Annotated in this window: 19 protein-coding genes and 3 pseudogenes; 7 read left to right on the forward strand and 15 right to left on the reverse strand. The window is 41.0% G+C overall.

Annotated elements, in window-relative coordinates; genetic code table 11:
• Positions 1-5 precede the first annotated feature (5 nt).
• Positions 6-683: a Uma2 family endonuclease gene (locus tag V7K46_RS09020; protein WP_335112349.1), complete on the forward strand. Its 678-nt coding sequence runs from the start codon at positions 6-8 to the stop codon at positions 681-683.
• 120 nt (positions 684-803) lie between these two features.
• Here the strand turns inward: V7K46_RS09020 and V7K46_RS09025 are convergent, their stop codons facing one another.
• Complete coding sequence (locus V7K46_RS09025) at positions 804-1,025, reverse strand: addiction module protein (protein ID WP_335112261.1); 222 nt, start codon at positions 1,023-1,025, stop codon at positions 804-806.
• Positions 1,026-1,266: 241 nt separating this feature from the next.
• Here V7K46_RS09025 and V7K46_RS09030 point away from each other — a divergent pair, with 241 nt between their 5' ends.
• A complete protein-coding gene (locus V7K46_RS09030; protein ID WP_335112263.1) occupies positions 1,267-2,373 on the forward strand; it encodes a ParB/RepB/Spo0J family partition protein in 1,107 nt (368 codons plus the stop codon).
• A gap of 64 nt (positions 2,374-2,437) precedes the next feature.
• Here the strand turns inward: V7K46_RS09030 and V7K46_RS09035 are convergent, their stop codons facing one another.
• The 6 genes and pseudogenes from V7K46_RS09035 to sufB form a co-directional block, all read right to left on the reverse strand.
• Entirely contained in the window at positions 2,438-3,070 is a 633-nt protein-coding gene (locus V7K46_RS09035; RefSeq protein ID WP_335112265.1) for a Uma2 family endonuclease, read from the reverse strand.
• A gap of 1 nt (position 3,071) precedes the next feature.
• Positions 3,072-3,680, reverse strand: a pseudogene (locus V7K46_RS09040) (hypothetical protein).
• Between the two features lie 103 nt (positions 3,681-3,783).
• Positions 3,784-5,046, reverse strand: coding sequence for a cysteine desulfurase (locus V7K46_RS09045; RefSeq protein WP_335112267.1), 1,263 nt, complete (start codon positions 5,044-5,046; stop codon positions 3,784-3,786).
• A 108-nt stretch (positions 5,047-5,154) separates the two neighbouring features.
• Positions 5,155-6,564, reverse strand: coding sequence for a Fe-S cluster assembly protein SufD (sufD, locus tag V7K46_RS09050; RefSeq protein ID WP_335112269.1), 1,410 nt, complete (start codon positions 6,562-6,564; stop codon positions 5,155-5,157).
• Entirely contained in the window at positions 6,564-7,355 is a 792-nt protein-coding gene (gene sufC / locus V7K46_RS09055; protein ID WP_335112271.1) for a Fe-S cluster assembly ATPase SufC, read from the reverse strand. Before sufC ends, sufD begins: the two co-directional genes overlap by 1 nt.
• Before the next feature lie 106 nt (positions 7,356-7,461).
• Positions 7,462-8,901 carry a Fe-S cluster assembly protein SufB gene (gene sufB / locus V7K46_RS09060; RefSeq protein ID WP_335112273.1) on the reverse strand — a complete coding sequence of 480 codons (1,440 nt, stop codon included), beginning with the start codon at positions 8,899-8,901 and terminating at the stop codon, positions 7,462-7,464.
• A gap of 250 nt (positions 8,902-9,151) precedes the next feature.
• Here sufB and sufR point away from each other — a divergent pair, with 250 nt between their 5' ends.
• From sufR to V7K46_RS09075, 3 genes and pseudogenes are all read left to right on the forward strand, one after another.
• Positions 9,152-9,850 (forward strand): iron-sulfur cluster biosynthesis transcriptional regulator SufR, encoded by a 699-nt coding sequence (gene sufR, locus V7K46_RS09065; protein WP_335112275.1) that lies wholly within the window; start codon positions 9,152-9,154, stop codon positions 9,848-9,850.
• An 89-nt stretch (positions 9,851-9,939) separates the two neighbouring features.
• Positions 9,940-10,200, forward strand: a complete 261-nt coding sequence (locus V7K46_RS09070) for a hypothetical protein (protein ID WP_335112277.1) — start codon at positions 9,940-9,942, stop codon at positions 10,198-10,200.
• A gap of 221 nt (positions 10,201-10,421) precedes the next feature.
• A pseudogene (locus tag V7K46_RS09075) lies at positions 10,422-10,601 on the forward strand (YbhB/YbcL family Raf kinase inhibitor-like protein); the annotation flags it as partial.
• 69 nt (positions 10,602-10,670) lie between these two features.
• Here the strand turns inward: V7K46_RS09075 and V7K46_RS09080 are convergent.
• Positions 10,671-11,306 carry a hypothetical protein gene (locus V7K46_RS09080; protein WP_335112279.1) on the reverse strand — a complete coding sequence of 212 codons (636 nt, stop codon included), beginning with the start codon at positions 11,304-11,306 and terminating at the stop codon, positions 10,671-10,673.
• A gap of 359 nt (positions 11,307-11,665) precedes the next feature.
• The gene (locus tag V7K46_RS09085) at positions 11,666-11,992 is read right to left on the reverse strand and encodes a YbjQ family protein (RefSeq protein ID WP_109009512.1); all 327 of its coding nucleotides are present in this window, start codon (positions 11,990-11,992) and stop codon (positions 11,666-11,668) included.
• Positions 11,993-12,685: 693 nt separating this feature from the next.
• On the opposite strand from V7K46_RS09085, the gene V7K46_RS09090 reads away from it, so the two are divergent.
• Entirely contained in the window at positions 12,686-13,366 is a 681-nt protein-coding gene (locus V7K46_RS09090; RefSeq protein ID WP_335112281.1) for a tetratricopeptide repeat protein, read from the forward strand.
• A 2-nt stretch (positions 13,367-13,368) separates the two neighbouring features.
• Here V7K46_RS09090 and V7K46_RS09095 read toward each other — a convergent pair.
• The 5 genes and pseudogenes from V7K46_RS09095 to V7K46_RS09115 form a co-directional block, all read right to left on the reverse strand.
• A pseudogene (locus V7K46_RS09095) lies at positions 13,369-13,571 on the reverse strand (ABC transporter ATP-binding protein); the annotation flags it as partial.
• A gap of 413 nt (positions 13,572-13,984) precedes the next feature.
• Positions 13,985-14,221, reverse strand: a complete 237-nt coding sequence (locus V7K46_RS09100) for a hypothetical protein (RefSeq protein ID WP_335112283.1) — start codon at positions 14,219-14,221, stop codon at positions 13,985-13,987.
• A 5-nt stretch (positions 14,222-14,226) separates the two neighbouring features.
• Entirely contained in the window at positions 14,227-15,120 is an 894-nt protein-coding gene (locus tag V7K46_RS09105; RefSeq protein ID WP_335112285.1) for a hypothetical protein, read from the reverse strand.
• A gap of 166 nt (positions 15,121-15,286) precedes the next feature.
• A complete protein-coding gene (locus V7K46_RS09110; RefSeq protein ID WP_335112287.1) occupies positions 15,287-16,063 on the reverse strand; it encodes an RNA polymerase sigma factor SigF in 777 nt (258 codons plus the stop codon).
• A gap of 756 nt (positions 16,064-16,819) precedes the next feature.
• Positions 16,820-17,653: a photosystem II manganese-stabilizing polypeptide gene (locus V7K46_RS09115; RefSeq protein WP_335112289.1), complete on the reverse strand. Its 834-nt coding sequence runs from the start codon at positions 17,651-17,653 to the stop codon at positions 16,820-16,822.
• 1,165 nt (positions 17,654-18,818) lie between these two features.
• Between V7K46_RS09115 and V7K46_RS09120 the strand changes: the two genes are divergently transcribed.
• Complete coding sequence (locus tag V7K46_RS09120; protein ID WP_335112291.1) at positions 18,819-19,166, forward strand: hypothetical protein; 348 nt, start codon at positions 18,819-18,821, stop codon at positions 19,164-19,166.
• Between the two features lie 129 nt (positions 19,167-19,295).
• On the opposite strand, the gene V7K46_RS09125 is transcribed toward V7K46_RS09120, so the two are convergent.
• Positions 19,296-24,323, reverse strand: a complete 5,028-nt coding sequence (locus tag V7K46_RS09125) for an nSTAND1 domain-containing NTPase (protein ID WP_335112293.1) — start codon at positions 24,321-24,323, stop codon at positions 19,296-19,298.
• Between the last annotated feature and the right edge of the window lie 2 nt (positions 24,324-24,325).

Genomic DNA, 24,325 nt, shown 5'->3' on the forward strand with positions numbered 1-24,325 from the left:
CCACCATGTTAAATTACAACCCATTGCACTGCTTACCCTCCGCCGAGGATCTGCCCGACTCGGACTATATACCTGTGGACAATGAATTACAAGATTTAATTCCCGGTTTACTCAAAGCCATCCTTGCTTGGTTATGGACAAGCCGTATGGATTGGTTTTTTGGGGTTGATATGGGTATTTATTACGATCCCGAACTACCGCCGATTGTACCAGATGGATTTTTAAGTTTAGGAGTCGAGCGAGTTTTTGATGAGAACTTGCGTTTAAGTTATGTGTTGTGGGAAGAAAAAGTTATGCCAATTGTGGCGCTGGAGGTGGTTTCTCATAAACGGCGTGGGGAATACAGCAGCAAAAAGAAAATGTATGCTGAGATGGAGATTTTGTATTATGTTGTTTACAATCCCCAACGCCGTAGAAAAGCACCTTTAGAAGTTTATCGCTTAGTAAATGGGGAATATGTATTGCAGCGAGGAAATCCTGTTTGGTTAACAGAGATAGGTTTAGCAATTGGTCACGAACGGGGAACCTATCAGGGAATTACGCGGGATTGGTTGTATTGGTATGACAAACAAGGAGTCAGATATTTAACACCAGAAGAACGAGCTATTGCTGCCGAACAACGCGCCGACAGGTTGGCACAAGAATTGCGAAGGTTGGGGATAGATCCAGATTCTTTAAGTTAATTTTGTGGGGAGCGATCGCTTTAAGTAGCTGGGCGAAATTAAATATAAAATGTCATTGCGCCAACGCAATGCCGAACTATCTTATATTTATTTAGATCCATCTACTTATTAACTGATAGCTCATTCGGATAAACCTAGTCTTTGCTTGACGGATTGCCAGGTTGAACCTTGGTTTGGGTTTTGGCAATGCATCTCCAAGCGTCTATCTAATTCTTGTTTTTGCTCATCGTTGAGAGGAACTTCATCAGGTGTGGTAAGAATGCTGTCCCATAAGTCCTCGGCAAGCTGTATACGTTCAGATACACTTAGTTCGGAAATATCAACTTTTAATATGGAGTGCATAGTTGTTGATAATGTAGTTGCTCAATATAACCTTATTTTAGATTATAAATGACTGAAAAATAATACTGCCTTAGAAGTGAGGGAGCGATCGCGTTTTAGTTGTGTTTTAGTGAAAACAATGCAATCGCATTTTAGACTCAAGCAAGCTATATATTTTGATTCTTTGCTATTTTGATACACTAATGTCACTGTTAGATTAGAGTAGTGCATTAGACACAGTGTGACTTCGTAATTAGACTCAATGACAAACATTCAGATTAAAGAACACAAAGTTGTTGAACTTCATCCCCATCCAAAAAATGACAGTATTTACGGCGACGAAGATATTGAGCAACTAGCCCAAGAGATTAAAAGGTCTAAATGGGTTAAACCGCTTATTGTTACACCAGAGGGTACAATCATCAGTGGACATCGGCGTTGGAAAGCAGTGTCATCTCTTGGGTGGGAAACAGTTCCTGTTGAAGAAAAAGAGTTTACTGATGAAATAGCTGAATTAGAAGCTCTCTTACTGGAGAATGCTAACAGAGAAAAATCTATAGAGCAAAAATGCCGAGAAGGATTAACTTGGGAAGCTATTGAGCAAGCTAACTCTCGTCGGCGTATGGGAACGAAAGGATCTGGCGTGGGAAGTACTAGGGATGTTGTAGCGAAGAGGGTTGGTATAGGAAGTGGTATTAATTATGAAAAGGCTCGTAAAGTTGTATCAGCTATTGATGAAGCACTTTTAGTTGGTAATCTTGCTAAAGCAGAGACATTACGAAATAAATTGAACCACAAAAGTGTAAATGCGGCTTTCAAAATGATTAGTAGTATTGAAAATACTAGCGAAACACAACATACACAAATGCAGTGGATATTAGCTAAGTTAGGTCAAAAGCTTTGTGGCTCAGTGTGGATTGCTTCTAATGATCGCTCACGTATCTGGGAGAAAGAAGAATTAGGCAGCTTGAGTATGGATTCTTTGCCACAATTAGGAATTCGTGATGATGCACAAAAAACAGTTGCGCTTATTGATGTGGTTTGGCTGAGTGGTGATAACCAGATTACAGCAGCTTTCGAGATTGAATGTACTACGTCTATTTACTCAGGCTTACTAAGAACGGCAGATTTAGTTGCTCTTGTTCCAAATTTAAATTTCCCACTTTATGTAGTCGTTCCTCTGTCACGTGTTGAGAAAGTTAAGAAGGAATTGTCTAGACCCAGTTTTCAGGCTCTTAAGATGAATAAAAAATGTAATTGGATAGTGCTTGAAGATTTAGCTCAAGAATTGGAAGCTATTATGAAATATGGTACAGAATTAGATGCCATTAATAGATTATCTGATAACCTGAATAAGATTAAAAAGTAAATTTAAGCGGACATATTTTTTAGACAAAATTAGCTAGTAATTAGATTGATGAATGAGGTATACTTTACCCTAACTTCCCTCTCAGCCAAGCGCGAAATGATTTGAGCAAAGCAATTTCTCCCATACTTTTACTCTGCTCAATAAATCTGCTTATCTCACTCACTAAAACTATAGGAAAGGCAATACTAAACTTACATTCGACATATTGCCCCTCTACCAACTGATAAAATTTTAAATTTTGTCCATCATATCTCCAAAGTTCAGTTACACCCAACGCTGAATAAATCCCCAATTTGTTAACTGAACTGCTGGTAATGTCAATCTCAATTGCTAAGTCAGGCGGCGGATCTGTTTCTAAATTTAGCTTTACCTTACCTCTAATAGCGGGTTCGTTCTGGATATAATAACAAGTATCTGGTTCTATTCCTCGCTTTACAATTCTTCGTTTCAATGTTGTTGAACCAGCACTTATAATTTCAATTCCTAATTCTTCAGCTAAGACTAGAATAAATCGGTCAAACTGAATTTTAGGATTTTCATGTTCAAAAAGTGGAGTCATGATTTCTAAAACACCGCAGTCATAAGCAAAGCGAGAACCTCTATCCTCACCTGTATCTCTTAGCAAGGCTTCAAAGGTTTCCCAGCTAACGTTATGTAGCACTGTTCTCTGTTCCGCAAGTGTTGACTTGATAAGCATATTACAATACTTTTTCCGTCAGGATGTTAGATAAAATCCCGATAATTTTACCTATGTCATTAATATAATACTCACTCAAGTCAATTTCAATCATTTGCTCAATAAGTTTCAAAAACTTCCAGTTAGTTCCAGTGGTGACAGTACCATAAATTCTTTGGATGTTATTTCCCTCACGTTCATTAAACAATTTAGCTGCTAACATCTCTGCTACACACTGACCTAATCCTGCATTGATATTTTCTTTTTTAGCTTCTACAATTGTGATAACTGGTGCGTTAAGAATTAGTAATTATGGTGAACGGCTAATAATAAAATCGCAATTTCCATTTAAACCTTGTGCTGAATCAACAGTAAAATCGATACCAGAAAATAAACTTATTTGATTATTTAAATATTTTCTTACAGCAATTAAAATAGGTGCAATAATCATCTCGGAACGGGATTTTTCAGTATTACTAGCAAGGGCTAAAGGTACATTTTCCCGTAATACTTCTGCAAGTAATGGTGGACACTCTACTTCGTGTACAGATGCAAATATATCAATTTTATCAGAAATAGTTAAACCAAAGGCTTTCCTAACTCTGTCTAAAGTAAAGTCACTGTATGACACTTTAGTTACTCCTGTAAAGAATCCAGATAATTAAATTGTGCCAAATATTAGCAAGATAGATTGCTGATATTTGGCACAATTAGAATCTGAATATTTCGTAACTTTAATCAAGGAAACCTGCAAAAAAGTCCAGAGTTTCTTTCAGTGCTTTGATGAAAATATCAATTTCCTCGCGGGTATTGTAGAAAGATAGACTTGCTCGTGCGGTTGCAGCAAGACCTAAGTAACGGTGTAATGGTTGAGTACAGTGGTGTCCAGAACGGATAGCAACGCCTTCTTGATCTAATAATGTAGATAAGTCGTTGGCGTGGACTTCTCCGGCGGTGAATGACGCAAGAGCTGCTCTACCTTCACCTTTAGCATTTGGTTTAGGGCCGTAAATTCTAATTTGGGGAATTTGCTCTAATTGTTGGAACAAATAAGCTGTTAATTCTGCTTCGTAGGCGTGGATTTTATCCATGCCGATACTGCTAAGATAATCTATTGCAGCACCAAGTGCGATCGCTTCTCCAATTGCAGGTGTACCAGCTTCAAATTTATGCGGTAATTCTGCATAAGTAAAATGGTCTAAATACACCTCTGCAATCATCTCACCACCACCAAAAAATGGTGGCATTGATTCTAACAATTCTAACTTGCCATACAAAAATCCTATCCCAGTTGGGGCGCACATTTTATGACCGGATGCTACCAACCAATCACAATCTATCTGCTGCACATCGACAGGGTAGTGGGGAAGACTCTGGCAAGCATCAACTAAGAATTTAGCACCAGATTTGTGAGCGATCGCACCAATTTCTTTTACTGGATTAAGACAACCCAAAGTATTAGAGATATGCACCACCGACACCAACTTTGTTTTTTCAGAAATCAGCTTTTTAAACTGTGACAAATCAAAAGTTTCTTCTGGTGTCAGTTCTACAAATTTAAGTACTGCACCCGTTTTTTGCGCCACCAATTGCCAAGGCACAATATTACTGTGGTGTTCCATCACCGAGAGAATAATCTCATCTCCCGGCTGCAAATTGTTCATTCCCCAACTGTAGGCTACTAGGTTAATCGCCTCACTTGCATTGCGGGTATAAACGATTTCCTGACGTGATGCAGCATTAATGAATTTAGCAACTTTGTCTCGCGCCCCTTCATAAGCATCCGTAGCTTTAGCACTTAGGGAATGGGCACCTCGATGCACGTTAGCATTATATTGCTCGTAGTAATCCCGCAAGGTATTTAATACGAACAAAGGCTTTTGCGATGTCGCAGCATTATCAAGATAAACTAAAGGTTTCTCGTTAACTTCCTGATGCAATATCGGGAAGTCAGCACGAACTTGATCAGCAAGGGTTTTGGTAGGAGTGAAAGTCATTGGTAGATTAGTCAAACAATTTGGGATTTGGGATTTTAGATTTTAGATTGACTCCATATAATTTTGGATTGAAGATTCAAAATCCAAAATTTAAAATCTAAAATTTTCTCAAGAGTCAGGCGATATGGACTTAAGATTATTAACTGTGTTTAAAAGGATTTCTCGCAGAGAGGGAATCGGTATTTTATTGATGACTTCAGCAGCGAAGGCGTTAACTAACAACTTCCGAGCATCGTTTTCATCAATTCCCCGACTTTGCAGATAGAATATTTCGTCATCTTCTAATTGGCTAACGGTAGCACCGTGAGCGCATTTGACATTATCGGCAGTAATTTCCAGTTGGGGTTTAGTATCAACCCTGGCTTTCGATGATAGCAGCAAATTCCGATTCAACTGGGCTGCATTTGTCAACTGTGCTGCTTTGGGTACAAAAACTTTACCATTGAATACCGCATGAGCGCGATCGCCTACAATACATTTATGCAATTGATCGCTAGTACCGTGAGGATAATTTAGTGCGATCGCACTGTGAGTATCAGACAACTGCTTACCATAAATCATCGTCAACCCATTGAGAGTAGTTTCTGTCTGTTCACCAGTTTGCAAAATTTCTAAATTGTGCCGTGACAGCTTCGCACCTAAATTTATGGCATGACAAGTATATCGACTATCACGAGCTTGCGAGACAAATGTTTTACCAATGTGAAAAGCCTCTGCACTATCACCTTGGATTCGAGTATGGTTAACCTGGGCATTTTCCTCAATCCAGATTTCTGTAACTGCGTTAGTAAAGTGAACTACTTCCCCAAGTTCTATTTGATCTGGATCTTCTATGTCTGTTGGTTGATACAGATAATCTTCAATGAGCGTAACACTACTACCAGATTCAGCCACTACTAAAGAACGAGGTTGTGATAGTATCGGTGAATTACCAGGAATAGACAGGAATAGTAAATGAATTGGCGTTTCCACCACAACATTTTTTCCCACCCATACTACAGATGCATTTGTGAAAGCAGCCGTATTCAACGCAGTGAAAACTTCTTGCGTACCCTCTTCTTGGACTGAATAATAATTCTGTAGGCGAGAGCGATATTCTAAAGGAAATCCAGCTAAATCTTCCACCCATATACCTTCTGGCAAATCTGCAACAGATGACAGATCAGGCGAAAAAATTCCGTTGACAAACACCAACCTACTATCAACAGCTTCTGGTAAAGTCAGTCGTGTGATATCAAATTTTATAGACCAAAACCCTCGTGTCTCTACATTAAATTTTACTTGCCGTAGAGACGACAGATCAGTAAATCGCCATTCTTCCTCACGGGTAGTGGGGATAGTTGAGTGACGGACAAAATTAGCAGCGCGATCGCGCACTTCTTGTAACCAAGCAAATGTTTCCGGCTGAGGAACTTCCTCGAAAATCAATCCCTGAAATTGATTTAACAACTCACTCAGGTAAGGATCTCCATTTACCAAGGTGTTGGAAGCCTGATTTTGAGATACTTGAATACTCATTACACACCCACCTCAGCAGCTGCAAATTCTGCTAACACCCAATCATAACCGCCAGACTCCAATTTTAATGCCAGTTCCTTACCACCACTAGTGATAATCTGTCCTTGTGCCATCACATGCACAAAATCAGGCACAATATAATCAAGTAATCGCTGGTAGTGAGTAATCAAAATTGTGGAATTTTCTGGACTTGCCAGTTGATTTACCCCATTAGCGACAATTCTGAGCGCGTCAATATCCAAACCTGAATCAGTCTCATCCAAAATTCCCAACTTTGGTTCTAGCAACGCCATTTGCAGAATTTCATTCCGCTTCTTCTCACCACCAGAAAACCCTTCATTCAAACTCCGACTAAGAAAACTGGAATTCATCTTCACCACATCCAGCTTTTCCTCAATCAAATCGTCAAAATCAAAAGCGTCTATTTCCTCTAAACCTTGCGCCTTGCGACGGGAATTGTACGCCACCCGCAAGAAATCTAAATTGCTCACACCCGGAATTTCTAACGGATACTGAAACGCCAAAAATACACCACTTCTGGCGCGTTCCTCCGGCTCCAACTCCAGTAAATTTTGCCCCTGAAAAATCACCTCACCGCCAGTCACCTCATACGCCGGATGCCCAGCCAACACCTTAGAAAAAGTACTCTTACCAGAACCATTCGGCCCCATAATCGCATGAATTTCACCCGATCGCACCTCAAGATTCACACCCTTAAGAATCGGTGTCCCATCAACATTAGCCGTCAGATTCCTTACTGACAGCACAACTTCACTATTTTCAATAATCATCTTCTCTCCCTTCTCTTTCTCTGCGCTCTCTGCGCCTCTGCGGTTCATCACTCTTCCAAAAATAAACACAGAACACAGATGTATCTGTGTTTATCCTTGCTTCCATTTATCCAACACTGCCTTCCAACTTCAAACTCAACAACTTATCAGCTTCCACCGCAAACTCCATCGGTAACTGATTAAAAACATCCTTACAGAAGCCGCTAATCATCATCGAAATAGCATCTTCTGAAGAAATACCCCGTTGAGCGAAGTAGAACAGTTGATCTTCCCCAATCTTAGAAGTAGAAGCTTCATGCTCCACCTTCCCAGTATTATTTTGCACCTGGATATAAGGGAAAGTATTAGCATGAGCATTATCCCCAATCAGCATTGAGTCGCACTGAGAATAATTTCTCGCCCCTTTCGCTGTCGGGTTAACTTTCACCAAACCCCGGTAGCTATTGCTAGATTTCCCTGCGGAGATTCCTTTAGAAATAATTGTACTGCGGGTATTCTTACCTACGTGAATCATCTTACTGCCGGTATCGGCTTGCTGCATATTATTTGTCAGCGCCACCGAGTAAAACTCACCCACAGAGTTATCACCCACCAACACACAGCTGGGATATTTCCAAGTAATTGCCGAACCTGTTTCTACTTGAGTCCAGGAAATCTTAGAATTTACGCCCTGACACAAACCGCGTTTGGTGACAAAGTTGTAAATACCGCCTTTACCGTTAGCATCTCCAGCGTACCAGTTTTGCACAGTAGAGTATTTAATTTCGGCGTTGTCGAGGGCGACGAGTTCCACAACGGCGGCGTGTAATTGGTTGCTGTCATACATCGGTGCAGTGCAACCTTCAAGGTAAGAAACATAACTACCTTCTTCAGCGACAATCAAAGTCCGCTCAAATTGTCCCGTATCACCAGAGTTGATGCGGAAGTAGGTAGACAGTTCCATTGGGCATTTCACGCCTTTAGGAATGTAGACAAAGGAACCATCGCTAAATACGGCGGCGTTCAAGGCGGCAAAGTAGTTGTCAGCGATGGGAACAACGCTACCCAGATATTTTTTAATTAATTCTGGGTGTTCTTGCAACGCTTCCGAAAACGAGCAGAAAATAACGCCGTCTTCTGCTAGCTTTTCTTTAAATGTAGTAGCGACAGAGACGCTATCGAAAATCGCATCGACAGCGACATTTGCCAGTCGCTTTTGTTCAGAGAGGGAAATGCCTAACTTCTCGAAGGTTTCTAAAAGGGTTGGATCGACTTCATCCAAGCTGTTTAGTTTTTCTTTCTTGCGTTTCGGCGCTGAGTAATAAATAATATCCTGATAATTTATTGGCGGATACTTGACATTCGGCCAAGTTGGTTCAGTCATTTTTTGCCACTGGCGATAAGCCCGGAGGCGAAAGTCCAGCATGAACTGCGGCTCGTTCTTTTTAGAGGAGATCAAGCGAACAACGTCCTCGTCTAGTCCACGCGGAATAGTGTCGGCTTCAATATCGGTGACAAAGCCGTACTTGTAGGGTTGGTTGACTAAGGTTTTGACAGTGGCACTCATCAGTAATAATCTCTAGTGTTCGGAACTTGAATCTTTATAAGGATGGGAGTTGGGCTTTTGTTTAGCCGATTCCCATCTCCCGTTACGGAATGGTTACACGGCTGCTAGAATAGTGGTGGAGAGTAAAACAACAGCTATGTTGTTTAAGCTATCTTCATTTTACGCTAAATTAACAACAACAATGTTGTCAAAGTCAAATTTTCAAAGAAATTTTTGGGACGTTCGCTGAACGTCTTGCACCAACTATAAGATGGCGACTACCCACCAGTCCTCAACCAAGCAAGATATCCTAGAATATCTGCACAAACACGAAAAAGCAACGGCTTTGGAGCTAGCTGAACTTTTAGACGTTACCCCTCAAGCGATTCGTCGCCATCTCAAGGATTTGGAGACGGAAGGGCTAGTTTCGTATTCGACATCAGCGCAGGCGGCAGGTATGGGGCGTCCGCAGCACCTTTATCAACTGAGTCGTCAGGGACGCGATCGCTTGCATCGAAAAATGAGCGATCGCTTTGGTGATGGGCACGGCAATTTTGCGGTTTCGCTGCTAGACACCTTAGCTGAAACGGTAGGACACGATCAATTTAAATCGATTTTAGAGAAACAATGGCAGCGTAAAGCCCTAGAATATCGCGATCGCGTGGGTAGCGGTTCACTGCGGGAACGTGTAGCTAACTTAGTAGAGTTGAGAAAAGCGGAAGGCTTCATGGCGGAGTATCACCCTGTTGATGTGAATGACTGCTTTGAGAGCGATCGCTTTATCTTAATGGAGCATAACTGCGCCATTTCCAACGTTGCCGAGTCTTTCCCCAGCATCTGTGGTCACGAATTAGAAATGTTTGCAGCCGTCTTACCTGATTGTACCGTAGAACGCACCCACTGGATTATCAACGGCGAACATCGTTGTGGCTATTTGGTACAAGCTCGCCAGCAAAATTCTCATGAATAAATTCGGTTTTACATCTAGCTTCGGTAATCGATAATACCTGAATCGCAACTACCCATTATCAATAATCAACTAATTTTGAGATAGCGTTTATGGACGTATTACCACAGCAACCATCAGCACAATTTTTAACCCTGGAAGAGTCGGCAAAAATAGACGCGGCTTTGTTGTCTTCCCCAGAAAAATTTTTAACAAGATTGACAATTTCATCACTTAAGCTTTTGAAGCATATTGCCCAAGAGTACGGTGTTGCTATTGAAGATTTGACAGCACAGCAACTAATTTCCTGGTTTGAAAAAGATGGCAAGATTCGACGTGAGCAGGGAATAGAAGCTTCATACCTGAAATGGTGAACTGTGGTAGTAAAGTTTTCGTTTCATTAACTTAAAAAAAATAGCCATGCAAAATATCCCGCTTCTAAAAAACATTTCTGTTGCTTAGAAGCAGGATATTAACAGATAAGATATGTTAGCAATTTTGCTGTTCTTAAGTCACTATTGACTAGTAATTTCACTGTCTAAAAAATGATGAAATTCATGCATTATGTATAAAAAATATATGAGATTTTGGCAAGTTTGGTTACGGTGGCCCGTTTCCTTCCAGTGGTATCCATCGCTACTTTTTTAAACTTTATGCCATAGAGAAAAAGTTAGGTTTGGCAGCAGGTGCTAACAAAAGCCAAATTTTAACAGCAACTGATACTCATATTTTAGCAACGGTAGAATTAATTGGATACTACAAACACCAGCCTTAAATAATAAAATAAACAAAAAGCACCTTTTTCAAGATGCCTTTAAAATTGATTTGTTTGTCAAACAATTTTTTAAGGATTGTAATTGTTAGCCCGAGGACTACGAGATCCAGTTACGGCTCCAATCATTGAGGCTATTAAACCCAACAAAGAACCAAACACAAACCACCACAATCCCGAACGTAAATTACCTGCCGCTTCACGAGCTTGTTGGGCACTTATATTTGCTTGCGGTACATTAACACCACCTTGCTGTTGTTGTACCTGGTTTATGACTGCCCCAGCGTTGGAAGCAGCAACACCAAAAGCACCAGATACTCCACTTGCTAGCAGCCACGAGCTAACTGCCAAAGTTGTTGCCCAAAGAATTGCGCCGTTAAGGAGAGCTGTATTGCGGTTCATCGGCCCACAAGCACGGGCTGTAACCCAACCACCAGTAAATAGGGAAATTAGTAAAGCGATAGTTGACCAAAGCCCCGCATTACCCGCAGCGTTAGGGGCAATTGATCTCGGTGCACCTGAACCTTCAACTGTGCCTGCCGCAAACGCACCAATTATAGCGCTCAAAATTAATTGGGTAGCTAAGGAAACCAATAAACCAGAAATAATCGGCCCCCAGCGAACAAGATCATGATATTCACTTACTCGGCCTGCTACTACAGGTCCAGTAGGAATTGTGTCATCACCTGTCCGATTTACGTATGACATAGCTTATGTTCTCCAGTCCTGTTTCAGCAAACTTGCTGCTCAGGTATATTCTTGTTTGTACTTAAAATTAAATAGCTAAATCATCTGCTTTTATATCTATCAATAGAAATATTTAATAAGTCTATCTTTAGTAAGAAAAAACAGACTTACTTTAACAAATCTTAATAAAGTTTATGATTCATTTTTTATATAATTTTTTAGAAATTCTCCATATAATAAATAAAAAATTTGAAATTACAACACAGTTATTAGCTACTATTGTAATCCAGCTTTTATTCTGTAGGAAATTTAACTTAATACAAAAGTTTGTAAATTTGATCAAAAGATTTTAAAAAACTAATTAGACAACCAATAAAATATTAACGCATCTTGACTGCGGTGCCTGTGGCAGTAATCAGCAAAAGAACTCCTGACTGGTCAATATTGATTGTGCCAGTATCAATTTCAATCCCAATCACAGCATTCGCTCCTAAACGTTGTGCTCGTTGTTCTAATTCTTCTAATGCCTTGCGTTGACCCTGCTCAAATAAACGCTCATAGCTACCAGTGCGTCCACCAATAATATCTCGAATACCAGCCAAAAAATCCCGCAAGAAATTGCTGCCGTAAACTACTTCTGCTGTCACAATGCCTAAATATGACTCAATAACGGCTCCTTGAATCACATCAGTGGTAGTTATTATCATAAATTAGCCTCCCAGATAGGATATAGGTTAATATCTATTATTAAAATCCTCTAATTAGTGTAAATAAATTTACACATCCCTAATTAGCCTGCGTTGAGATAGGTTTGATAAACATACTTTCACACAATTTTAGACTGCGATCGCTTTCAGTGGGTACGAAGTGCCATTGCAACTGCGCTTTCACTTGTAGTATTGTCCTAAAAATGAATCAGGATTTGAAGGAGCATTTTGCTTTTTGAATTTATCTTATCGTGTAATGACTAAAAAAGGATGTAGACAATCGATAGAGAACGACTGCTCGCAAAGTGTGCGGTTTTGCTAAAGATAGTATAAATAAATGTTAATTGGATACACAGTTAGCAAGTTGTTAAGTGAAATACTCAATAGGAATTAATATTCAATAATTTATCGGATTGGCGTATCACCTATTGGTTTTTGAGGATTTACACGTATAACTACTGATAAGAAAGAGTGTAATTTTGGTGTTCTCCTAAAATTATATGTAGGATAACATCATTTCAGCATTTATACTTCGCATTTCATCTTTCAGTAAAAACTCTGTGATATAGCACTGATTATAGTGAATGAACTATGAATATCTTAATTCATACGAATAAATACAGTTTTCAAAAGTCCATATTTTTGTTTTAATGTACAAGAAAAAAAGTCCTCTAAAATTTCAGGAATTTTACTGTGTACAAGCCAACATCATTTGTGTTTAGTGTGGTGTTATTAGGATGTTTTGTCTTCAGCATACCTTCAGTGGCTCAGGCTCAGGTATTAGTGGCACAAGGCAAAAACCCCCAATTAAAGCAACTACTAGAAGATGGACGGAGGTTAGTGGATACCGGCGATTATGGTGGGGCGATCGCTGTTTATCAGCAAGCAGCGAGCCTAGATCCCAAAAATGCTAAAATTCATTCAGGTATTGGCTATTTGTACGCTCAACAGGGAAATTACCAGGCGGCATTAACAGCTTATCGTCGGGCGATCGCCATCAACCCTAACAATAGTGATTTTTACTACGCTGTGGGTTACATCAAAGCGAATTTGGGCGACACGCCTGGGGCAAAGGAAGGCTACCGTCGTGCCATACAGCTGAACCGTAACAACGTTAACGCCTATTTAGGATTGGCTGTGACGCAATCTCGTATGGGAGACTATAGTGCTGCTACCTGGGCATACGAGCAAGCAATCGGCTTGGATAAGAACAATGCCCAGACTTATGAATTGATGGGTTCAATGTATAAACAGCGACGACAAGCTAAACAAGCGAACAGCTTGCTTCAGAAAGCCCGTGACTTGTATAAACGGCGCAATGACTCAGAAGGTGTGAACAGGGTAGAAGCCATGCTACGACAGTTAGGAGGATGAGGCTAATCTAACTGGCGTCTCGTTAATTCCACAAAAATATCTTCCAGGTTAGAGGGACGCACGATCATTCCGGTTTTATCGGGCTGTTCATTCAAGTAGACATTTGCTGCTTTCAGGGATGGGAAAAACAAGTATTCCCAGGACGAGCGCCATCACTTCCCACTTCAGACACACCCAATTCCTTCATCACCAAACCTTCACTGTGAATTAGATTAATCAGTAGTTGTTGCTGCGGGTTGCTAATATGATGTAGCCTCCCCTACAGTTCCATGTTTTCAACTCAGATGATGTCGTTATCAATCTAATTCCTGACGAAATTAGAATTTTGCAGTGCGGATACTCAGGTATTTAGTTTTTAAGTTTTTAAGTACACAAGTTTTCAGCTAAATTCAATAATTTGATATTAACTGATACCAATTACCTCTGAGGTTGCTCCAAAACTTGGGGCTTAAGCCCCAAGTCTGACCAAGGTTGATTTTATGCAGTTTTACAAAGAATTGGGATGAAGTCGTCATCCACCATAGACGTACTTAATTATTCGTGAACAACAAGATTCCCAACTTCTGTAAAAATCGGGAATTTGAGGCTTCGATTTGAACGAAATCAAATAGGATTCATCTAGCGATTTTGATAGTAAGCCAAAATTTGGTTAACTTGTTGCCGACTTTCTAAACCAGAGTTTGCTGTCCACGAGATGGACAAGCCACCAATTTGACTTTGATTGTAATCAAACTGTTGGGATGACTGGGGAATTAAATCCACTTCTACCCCTTCGACTTGACGTAAATGAGCTGCTATCTCTCTATAGACAGCTAAAGGCAAACCAGGAAACTCAATTTTTTCCTTAATCTCCATCTTTATCAAGCTCCAACATTAAAAGAATTTAAGGGGGGCGTTGTCACTGAAATAGGATTGGCAGTAGCAGATGCAGCTGACGGTGTTGAATTGACAGCCCCTTCCCCTACCATTTTGGCAACTTCAATACCATATTGTTCCAAAATCACAATGGGGTTGTAGCCCTGATTCATTTCAATCCGTTTAACCAGTACGCCATTTGCTAATCGCTGTCCCGCCTGCACATAGCGACTTGTCGGCTCATCCGGTACTTTGATAATTGCCTGCGGTTCCTTACTAATTAGAACTACACCAGTCACAAGAACTGCCCTTGCTAAGTCAGGTTGTGCTGGTGGTGGCAATACAGATACTAAAGTGGGGTTGGGGATAACTTGAGGTAAAACTTTAGGCAAGACTGAAGTCAAGGTAGGATTGATTTTTTTAGCTATGCTGCGTGTTGGAAGTTTTCGTCCTGCTAGTGATGCAGTAGGTAGCTTAGGCGATACGGGAACAGGTCTGGTTAAAGCTATGCTGCGTGTTGGAAGTTTTCGTCTTGCTAGTGATGCAGTAGGTAGCTTAGGCAATACGGGAACAGGTCTTCCAGATGTTTTAGGCATTCCGGCAACCGCCTGCCCAAAAATTTGTGCAAACGGGTCACTTCGGTCTTTTGATAGCACAACTAGCCGGGCCCGCTCTGTAGCATTAGTGGATTGAATCAAGTTAACAGATGCAGGAGTTACTAGTGAAACCTGTTTGGCAGGTATCACTGGATTGTTAAAGGATTGAGCCGCTGGGGGCGACTTTGCTGCTATTTTGGGAATCGGCGCAGGATTGATGGCTTGTTGTGTATCTTCAGAAGCACATCCAGCGATCGCCAAAGTCAAAATAGCTACAATTGTAATTTTTGAATTTCTGCCCATGAGGTGTTCTCAAAAGCCATTGGAAAATTGAAAAGTGGAAATCAACATGCCTAAAATTTGGATCAAAGGCAAAGTCTGTTCCCTTTATAACCTAATTTTTTACATTTCAAGGGTTATTTTTAGCACTGCCTCCTGGGCATAACTGCGGCTTGGTGTTGATTTGCAGTTAATCCTCTGCTACACCCATAAGCTCTTTCATCAAATCCAGACCTTTCTTAACTCTACGGGAAACTGTTACGACACTGATTCCCAGATGTTCTGCAACTTGTTTTTGTGTCAAATCTTGTAAAAACACACATTCCAACACATCGCGGGTGCGTTGTTCAAGCTGAACCAATGCTTGGTGCAATCGAAGTTGGTCTTCTTGTGCTAATTGAAAGCTGCGATAGTGAGGATCTGGAACCAATTCTCCCAAACAGGTAGAGCCTTCTTCTCCATCTTGGATTGGCACATCAAGACTCAAGGGAGCACGATTTACCCATGCTAATTTAATTTCTTGCCATTCGTTTGGAGAAATTTCCAGTGCAGTTGCTAGTTCGGAGTCTGTTGGTTGGCGATTATGCTTTTCACGCCAAGAACGTGACACTCCTATTGCTTGCTGTTGTAGTGCTAACCACTTTCGAGGAATTCGCACCGTGACACCTTTATCTCGGAGATAGTGTTGAATTTCACCCCGAATATAGGGAAGAGCGTAGGAACTAAAGGCATGTCCTTTGGAAAGTTCAAATTTTTCAATAGCTCTGATTAAACCCAAACACCCAACCTGAAGCAAATCATCGTAGGTTTCATGACATTGATTCGTCCAGTAGTGAGCTTCTTTTCTCACAAGTCCAATGTTAAGTTTTACCAGCTGATTGCGAATATTTTCTGACCGAGATTGCTGATATTCTCGCAACAACTGCCAAATCTCATGTTTTAGCTCATTGGTGACTGTGGTAGGCATAACACCGTGTTTATTGAGTAAATTAACAACCAATTACTCACGTTTAAACTTAGCTGCGATCGCACAATATCAAAGAGAATATTGGACTATATGTCATCGCAAAATCCTATGGAAAATAACTAAATTTTCCTAGAAAAAATTCCATAGAGTTGCTTGACAATCGAGCAAAATTTAAATGGGCGAAATTGTTATTGATCTTTGGTATGCTCTGTAGCTGTTTTTAGAACTACATAGAAACAAAATATAAAATTAATTACTAGATATCAAACCGAGATTTTACTTAACTTTAATTAATTAATCATTCATGCTAATTTATAGAAATCAAACAACAGTAGTCCGGATCTTTCTGGATAATGAAAAATTTTATTTCCAGTATAATTACGTGTCTATTCAACCGAAACTTATCCAATAATTAAAAATTACTAATAATATTTATCAAATAGTATGTATATTTACGTAAGACAATAAAAAAAGGCGAGATGCCCTTTTTTGTACTTAAGTCCATAGTCTTTTAATGAAAGGGAAAAGGCAGGGCTGTTTCATTCTTTCAAAGCCTCTTGAAAAGCTGGGGACAAGGGAAGGAAGAATTTTTCTCTTGTCTCCCCTTGAAACTTTGTCTCTTTTCGTCTCTGTAAGGCTTCTATAGGAATAAAACAGCCCTGAAAATGGGGGCAAAGAAGTTAACTTTGGTGATCAAACCCGATGCTTACAGAATTGTAGTTCTGAATGCTACTCAGTTACCTAACTCCAGAGAATTTAGCCACGAGTCGGTTCAACCCGTCCAAAAAATAGACCGCGAATCTTGACTTCTTTCGGTTCGCCAGCACCTAAATCTGTATCAGATGGCTGTTCGCTCTCGAAAGTACCAGCAATTTCACCACTAGAGCCATCTATTTTAGCGATTTGCAGAGAAATCTTGCCATTAAGATTTTCAGCACGCTTAACGTTAGTGCGGGTAAGTTCTTCATCATCCGCTTGGGCGGGGAGAGCCACAGCATTATCGTAGCCACTGACGACACCGCGACCCTTGGGATCTAGGAAGGCAGCACCACGATAGGAAGGAACTTTGAAGGTGCCTTCAAAGTCCGTGGAGGTGTTAATAGTGGTCAAACCGGATTGGGTTTGAGCAACCAAGTTTTTGATGGTGAAGAGGAAAGGTACTCGCTCACCACCAGGAAGTTGCACAGTGATGGCTTGGAAGTCAAGACCATCAGTTTCCACAAAGGTCAGGCTCTTATCTGAGTTGATTTTTAGGTTGCCTTGCACCTGGTCAATGGTGGAAGTGTATCTGGTCAACAATTTGCCAGCAACAAATTCTGCTTCTTGCCGTTTATTAGCAGGTTCTTCTTTGATGAAGAAGCTTGTTGGTTCTAAGCAAAGTTCTTTGATGGCATAGGACTGGCTAGAATCAATGGGAATGGAGCCACGCCTTGTTTCTGCTAGTTGGGGGCATTTGTTCGCCAAGCCAGTGCCACGAATTTGATCGTAAGTGAGTACATCTCTACTACTAGTAGCAGGAGCATCACTACAAGCAGTTATTAGCCCCAGGCACAAAGCCAAGAATGCAACAATTAAAGCGCGATACCTCATGGTTAACCTCAATCTCAAAAATTAATATCTAAGTTGTAAAACTGCATCGAAGCTTTGATCTCTGACGAGAAGCCATCCTCGTTCGGACACTGCGTTGCTCTGATTGCAGGAGTTGAAACAAGTGTCCGGGCGTATAGGTTGGAAGTCGCCGCTCAAACTTTTCTCTGCTAAACGTACTTAAACGTTTCGCTCTCTTGAGCTTGGGGTGTAAGAAGCCCCAGACTAAGTAGCACACTGCATCCATTTTGGATGTGTGTAACTAGGGAAGCAAAAAACCAGCAGTTTGACTGTTGGTGGCATTTGTTAGGGTTGGGCGCGTGGATGAGTAAGCCCTACACAGAGTGGCATGAGTGCTTGCCTCAATAAGCACGAAGAGAGGAGTCAACTTCGCACTTTGCTCTTGCCTGTAGCAAAAGCAGCGTCGCCCAAGTCTTTTTGTATTATGTATGTGACGCCACTACATACAGCCCATTGTTTGATGGGGAAATCAGCCAGATCATACGATTTTTTTTAACTCAAAATCAAAGTACTCAAAATCCAAGAAAGTCTTGTCCTGATCACATCTAGCTGCCGTAGAGGCTATGTTAAACTTTACCGCTCCCTTTTAGGAGCGATCGCAATTGTCTTTAATAAAGATACAAATCTAGTTATATTCACCGCTCGGAGAAATCTGCACAAAGCTACCTAAAAGTACTCATTGCCGAGACTTCCACGTTGGTAATTTTAGTCCAAATGCCTAAAACTACAGGGATAAACGGCCATCCACGCCAGTCGCTTTAATTCTTGGAACCCCCGCACAGCGCTGGCTCCGCTATTCCCTCAAAAACATTGGGAATTACTTCTTAAAACTTCGGCTTACCTCGGCTTTGCTCGGCACAAGTCGCTCAGTGATTCAAGTTGTGGAAGTTGTCTTGGCTAGCAAATAGATAAAGTACTGCTTACCATCCGATTTGACGGCGGCTTTAATCTCTAAAAATTTTAGCAGAATATTAAGATTATTTTCTTTTTCTGATTCTGAGGCTATTACAGCTACTCAAAATAGCTACTAATGGGCTAGCCGCAGAGTTTCTGGTGTAGAGTAACAGCTAATCAACAGTGGCAAACTAGGGAAAATTAAAAATCTCCGGTAAATTTGAGTTGACCTCATTTATACGGAAAGGGTGGAATGAACGATCAGAAAAATCTTGAATCAGGGGAGTTGTCCTGTAAACTGCAAGCGATCGCAACTGTGGTGTATGATGCAGTTCAGGGTTGTGAAGACGATACTGTAGCTCTTTTGGCAATGCTTAGGCAATTGGAACAGTTACATCGAGAGATCCGGGATGGGGTTTTTCAAGAGAGTTTGCCTGTTAACCGTCAGCAACTCTACTCACTGCTGAAAGATATTGAGTCTGAGGGAGGTTGGCCTTATATTGAGCGCATGAGACTACAAGCCTTTTTGGCAAATTTGCCCCAAGAAGCTCCCGCAGAAAATAGCCATGAAGTTTTGGAGGGCGATCGCTCCTTTGGCTGATCATCTCGAAAATTATTTTCTAGCTTTGAATTAACAACTCTGATCGCCTCATCAACCGCTAAACCAAGAGCGGTTGCTGATTGAGGCTTCAACTTAATTCATAATTATAAATTAATAATTATTCATAAATTAAAAAGGGTTTGTACTGGTTATGCCATCACAAAGAAGGCGATCGCGTTCTTCAAGATTGCGGTTGTGCTTGAGGTAATCACCCACCCAATCGCAACCACGAACAAGCAGATCATCAAGATGTAAATTCCACAGAATTATCGTGTTGTCATCACTAGCTGATGCTAGTGTTTGACCATCTGGGCTAAAACTGACACTTAACACTGGGGCGCGATGCCCATTGAGACTTTTAATTAATTTGCCTTCCCGACTCCAGAGCTTCACTGTACTGTCCCAACTGGCGGCGGCGAGGAATTCACCATTGGGACTGAAAGTTACAGCATTGACGCTATCGCTGTACCCTTTTAATAAGGTTTTTAACAACGTACCATCCCGTCGCCATAGTTTCACGGTGTTATCCCAACTGGCAGAAGCCAGCAACTCGTCAGTGGGACTAAAGCTGACACTTAACACCCAGCTGTCATGGGGCGAGAAAGTTTTGAGCAAAGTACCATCTCGCCCCCAAAGTTTCACAGTTTGGTCATCACTGGCAGAGGCTAGAACCTGACTATCAGGACTAAAATTCACGCTATTTACCCAACCCTGATGCCCCACTAAGGTTTTGAGCAACTTGCCCTCACGGTTCCAAAGTTTCACCGTTTTATCTTTGCTAGCTGATGCCAAAAACTGACCATCAGGGCTAAAATTCACGCTCATCACACTATCGCGATGCCCGTGGAGAGTCATAATTAAAGTACCGTCAAGCCGCCAAAGTTTCACAGTTTTGTCATAACTTCCTGAAGCCAGCATTTCACCTTTGGGGTCAAAACTGACACTAGGAACTTTATCTGTGTGCCCCACCAAAGTTTTGTAAAGTCGGGTTTTGACCTCGCCACTACTGGTGTATCGTCGCCAAAGTTTGACAGTGCGATCGCTACTACCAGAAGCTAGCATCTGACCGTTGGGACTCCAAGCAACGCTCAAAACTCGCTTCTGATGCCCTTGAAGAATAGACGGTGTTGGGGCATCTAAACTCCATAGTTTTACGCTTTTGTCATAACTTCCTGAAGCCAGTAATTTGTTATTTGGACTGAAAGCTAAACTGACAACAGCATCACTGTGTCCTTTGAAGGTTTTGAGTAAGGTACCAGTGCTACTCCAGAGGTTTATAGTATTGTCTTCACCTGCGGAAGCTAACTTTTTACTATCGGAACTAAAGCTTAAACTCCACACTGTACTGCTATGCTGCCGTAAAGTTTTGTAAAGAATAAAGTCAAAACCGTCTTTAGTGCTGTTATTTTTCCGCAGCCAAAGTTTCACTGTCTTATCTCGACCTGTTGACGCCAACAGTTTGCCGTCAGGGCTGAAAACAGCTACAGTCACACCCTGCTGATGTCCCTGTAAAGTTGTGACGAGGCTACCGTCCCGTCGCCAGATTTTCACTGTTTTGTCGTCACTGGCTGAGGCGATGAATTGACCATCAGGACTGAAGTTTACCCAGTTGACCCACCCTCGATGTCCTCTCAGTATTTTTACTAAGCTACCGTCTTTGCGCCAAAGTTTTACGGTTGTATCCTTACTGCCAGTAGCTAACAACTCACCATCAGGACTGAAATTAACGCTGTAAACCCAATCTTTATGTCCTTTCAGGGTTTTATATGGCTTGGGGTCAAATTCACCCGTAATCGGGTTTTTGTACCAGATTTGCACTGTTTTGTCGAGGCTGGCGGAGGCTAGGGTTTGACCGTCTGGGCTGAAACTTACACAGGTGACAGCATCAGTGTGGCCTTTGAGGGTTTGAAGTAAGGTACCGTCAGGACGCCAAATTTTCACCGTCTGATCTCGGCTACCTGACGCTAGGGTTTGACCATCGGGGCTAAAAGTTACTCCCCAGACAATATCACTATGCCCTTCCAGGCGGTTAGCTTCCGTTACCCCATAAACTGCCTGTTGCAGTGCTGTCACCACCCGCATTCGGGTATCTGACTGCACTCCATCTGCCTGTTTAAGTCCTCTCCAAGCCCGCAAACTTTCTAATAAAGCATCAAACTCTTTATTAGAGGCAAAAAGAGCTTCGCTAGCAGCAGTAATTCCACTAATCCTCAAGTTGGTTTCACTGCTTTCAGCTCGTACAGTTTGGCGAATTGCTACTCTTTTTTGTAAGTCAGCTTGCCACCATAATGCTGCTATTGTTCCCCCCATGATTGCCAGCACTGCGCCTGCTATCCGTGCTTCCCGCAGTCGCCGTTGCAATACCAAATTGAGTTGCTTTTGACTAAGTTTTTGGGCTACTTCAGCTCTAGTTTTTTCAAGTTTGACTTTTTCTAATTCGGCGACCATACCATAGTTGTTTTTTTGGCGAATTGGTTCAACTAAATAATCGTGAACTAGCTGGTAGCGATCGCCTAATTCATCTCTGATTAGCAACACCAATCCCGAACCTACCAATATTTCTAAAATCAGTTCCCCAACTGTGTCAAAGCTTGATATTGTATCTAGATCCTGATTATTAACTAATGTAGCTGCTAAATCAGCTTTAGTTTTTAACGGTCGCGTCCCCTTTTCATCAGTTAATTCAAATAATAATTTCCAGCTTAATTCTTCGTTTTCCTGACCGCAGTCTTTGATAACTTCCCCAAGCCAGCGTTCCACCAATTTTGCCGAGCCACCGCAAAGCTTGTATTGTCCGAGTGTGGTAATGTTTTCTATTTGTAGTTGAGCACCTACTATTTGTAATTCAATTGGATGTACTTCGTCTAGTTCTCCTGTCAAATCCTGGACTAATCGGTTAATTAATTCATCACTCAGTTCATAATGGGAACGTTGAGTAAGACTGTGAATTATGGCTTTAGCATCTTGGCTAGAGAATTTTCCTAAATAGTAGCGAATGTCCTTATCAAGAATATTTTTATTAATTACGCCTAAATCATATAGTCCAATACTATTTTTTTGGCTCAACCGTTCAAATTCTAATAAATGATGTAAATAATCTTCTCTTAATGAAAGAATAATTTTTACAAATGAGATATTTAAACATTCACTAAAAAATTTGTAAAATTCTATTCTTTGTGTGCGAGGATTACTAACAAAGAAAAATTCTTCAAACTGGTCTAATACTAAAATTATTGTATAATTGCGCTCGGTTGCTAACCGAATTTTTTCGAGCAGTATAGTAGGTGTAGAGTTCAGATTAACCGATATTTCTGTGTGTGACCAAGCTTGGTTTATACTGCTTGCCAAGACTGTAATCCAATCAGTGTAAACAGACAAAACAATAGGTATAGGAATGCGTTCACCGATAACTTTTCCTTTCAAAGCTGGTACTAAACCAGCTTTGATAATTGAACTTTTACCTACACCCGATGGTCCATAAACTACTGTGAGTTTGTAGTCAGCACGAGTAATTCTTTCAATCAAACGATTGACATCTTGCTGTCGTCCAGAAGCAGATATTTCTTGGGCAACCCCCTCAGGAATAAACGGTATTTTTTGAGGATCTAATGCTGGGTTAATTTTAGAGCGTTGCGGCTGCAACTGACTTGCCCCAATGAAAGCACGAAAGCCATACTGATGTTCTATTTGAATTTTTTCTTGCTTCAGCTTAAAGGCTTCTGCATAGTCATGACGGTCAAAAAAGTAAAGCGATCGCAATTCCTCTAAAATCTCTAGATAAAGCGATGGTTGATGTTGTAGCTCACAAACTACTTTCGCCCATTCCAAATTATTGATAGCTTCCTCCGACTTACCTAAATGCCGCTGTGTACGTGCTAGTAAGAGAAGATACCAACTTTCTTGTCCTCGTGTTTGCAAAGCATCTCGCAGAGAAACTTCTGTTGCTTCTTCGGAGATAGAAAGTGCTGTATTCGCTAATTCATGAGCCAGTACCCAATTCGACTCAGAAGCTGCCACATTTGCCAAAAAGCCATAATTTTGAGCAACTTGTGCAGGACTTCCATAAGTTTTATGTAGAAGTAATGACTTTTGAGCTAATTTTTTTAAGTCATCCCAAGCTTGTAAACGTTGCAGCATTTCACAAGCAGGCAAAATAAATTTAGCCACTAAGTCTTCTCTTTGTACTTCCTCCAATACTTCCAAGCATTGTTTAAACCACAAGAGAGCATGTTCGCAATAGCTACTATTATTATTCTGGTGTAAGTCTGCCATTCGGTGATAACACAGCCCCAGATGAAATAATACTATTGCTTGCTTGAGTAAAGATGAGGTGGGTAAAGAAGAATTACTCTCCCACTCTGCTATTATCCTGATTTCCTGCTGCCATAATGCTAGGCTTCTTTGATAATTGGCTAAAGCACCATTAATTTGATCGTTGGCGTATTTATCTCGCCCCAATACAAATTCTAAACTAGCTTCTAATCCTGGTGTTAATTGAAAGCCATAGAGGCGTAACAAATCATTACGGGCTGATTCTATTTCGTGGCGGTGTTGGGACTTAGGATCTAAATTTAGGGAGGCATTAGATAAAAATGTTTCAGCACCTGCTTCTAAAACTTTGGAAAATAGAGATTCTTCTTCTTGCTGGATCAAATCAATTAAATCTGCTTTTGCCATTTCAAATTTAATAGTGGTTGCAGCCCAACTTTTGAAATCAGGCGCTAATCTGGACAGTAATGATGCCACTTCATCTTGTAGCCACAATACCACTGGAAATGGAAAAGTTGCGGCATAGATATCTCGTGCTTGGTTGATGCCTGTAAGTAAGTTTTCCAGGTCAATGGCTGACTCAATGCCGAAAACCATAACAGCAGATGGCAAAGAGTCTGTAACGACGGCAGGATTATCTAAAAATAGTTCTGAGACTATTGTGCTGTGTAAGGAAGTAGTTGGTGGATTGAGAACGATTTCTCTGATATTGATGTCTTTAGTGATGGAGCGAATATTTTCTAACATTTGCTCACGTAATTGCTCATAGTTACACCGAACTAAAATCAGGGCAAATTGACCTTCGGAAAGCGCGATCGCTCTAATCAGTCTTTGCAAAGTATGCTGATTTTCTTTGGTGTAGACGTGTAGCTGCTTATCATTAATCATTG

It is taken from the genome of Nostoc sp., assembly GCF_036917395.1.
In the GTDB taxonomy this organism is placed as follows: Bacteria; Cyanobacteriota; Cyanobacteriia; order Cyanobacteriales; family Nostocaceae; genus Nostoc.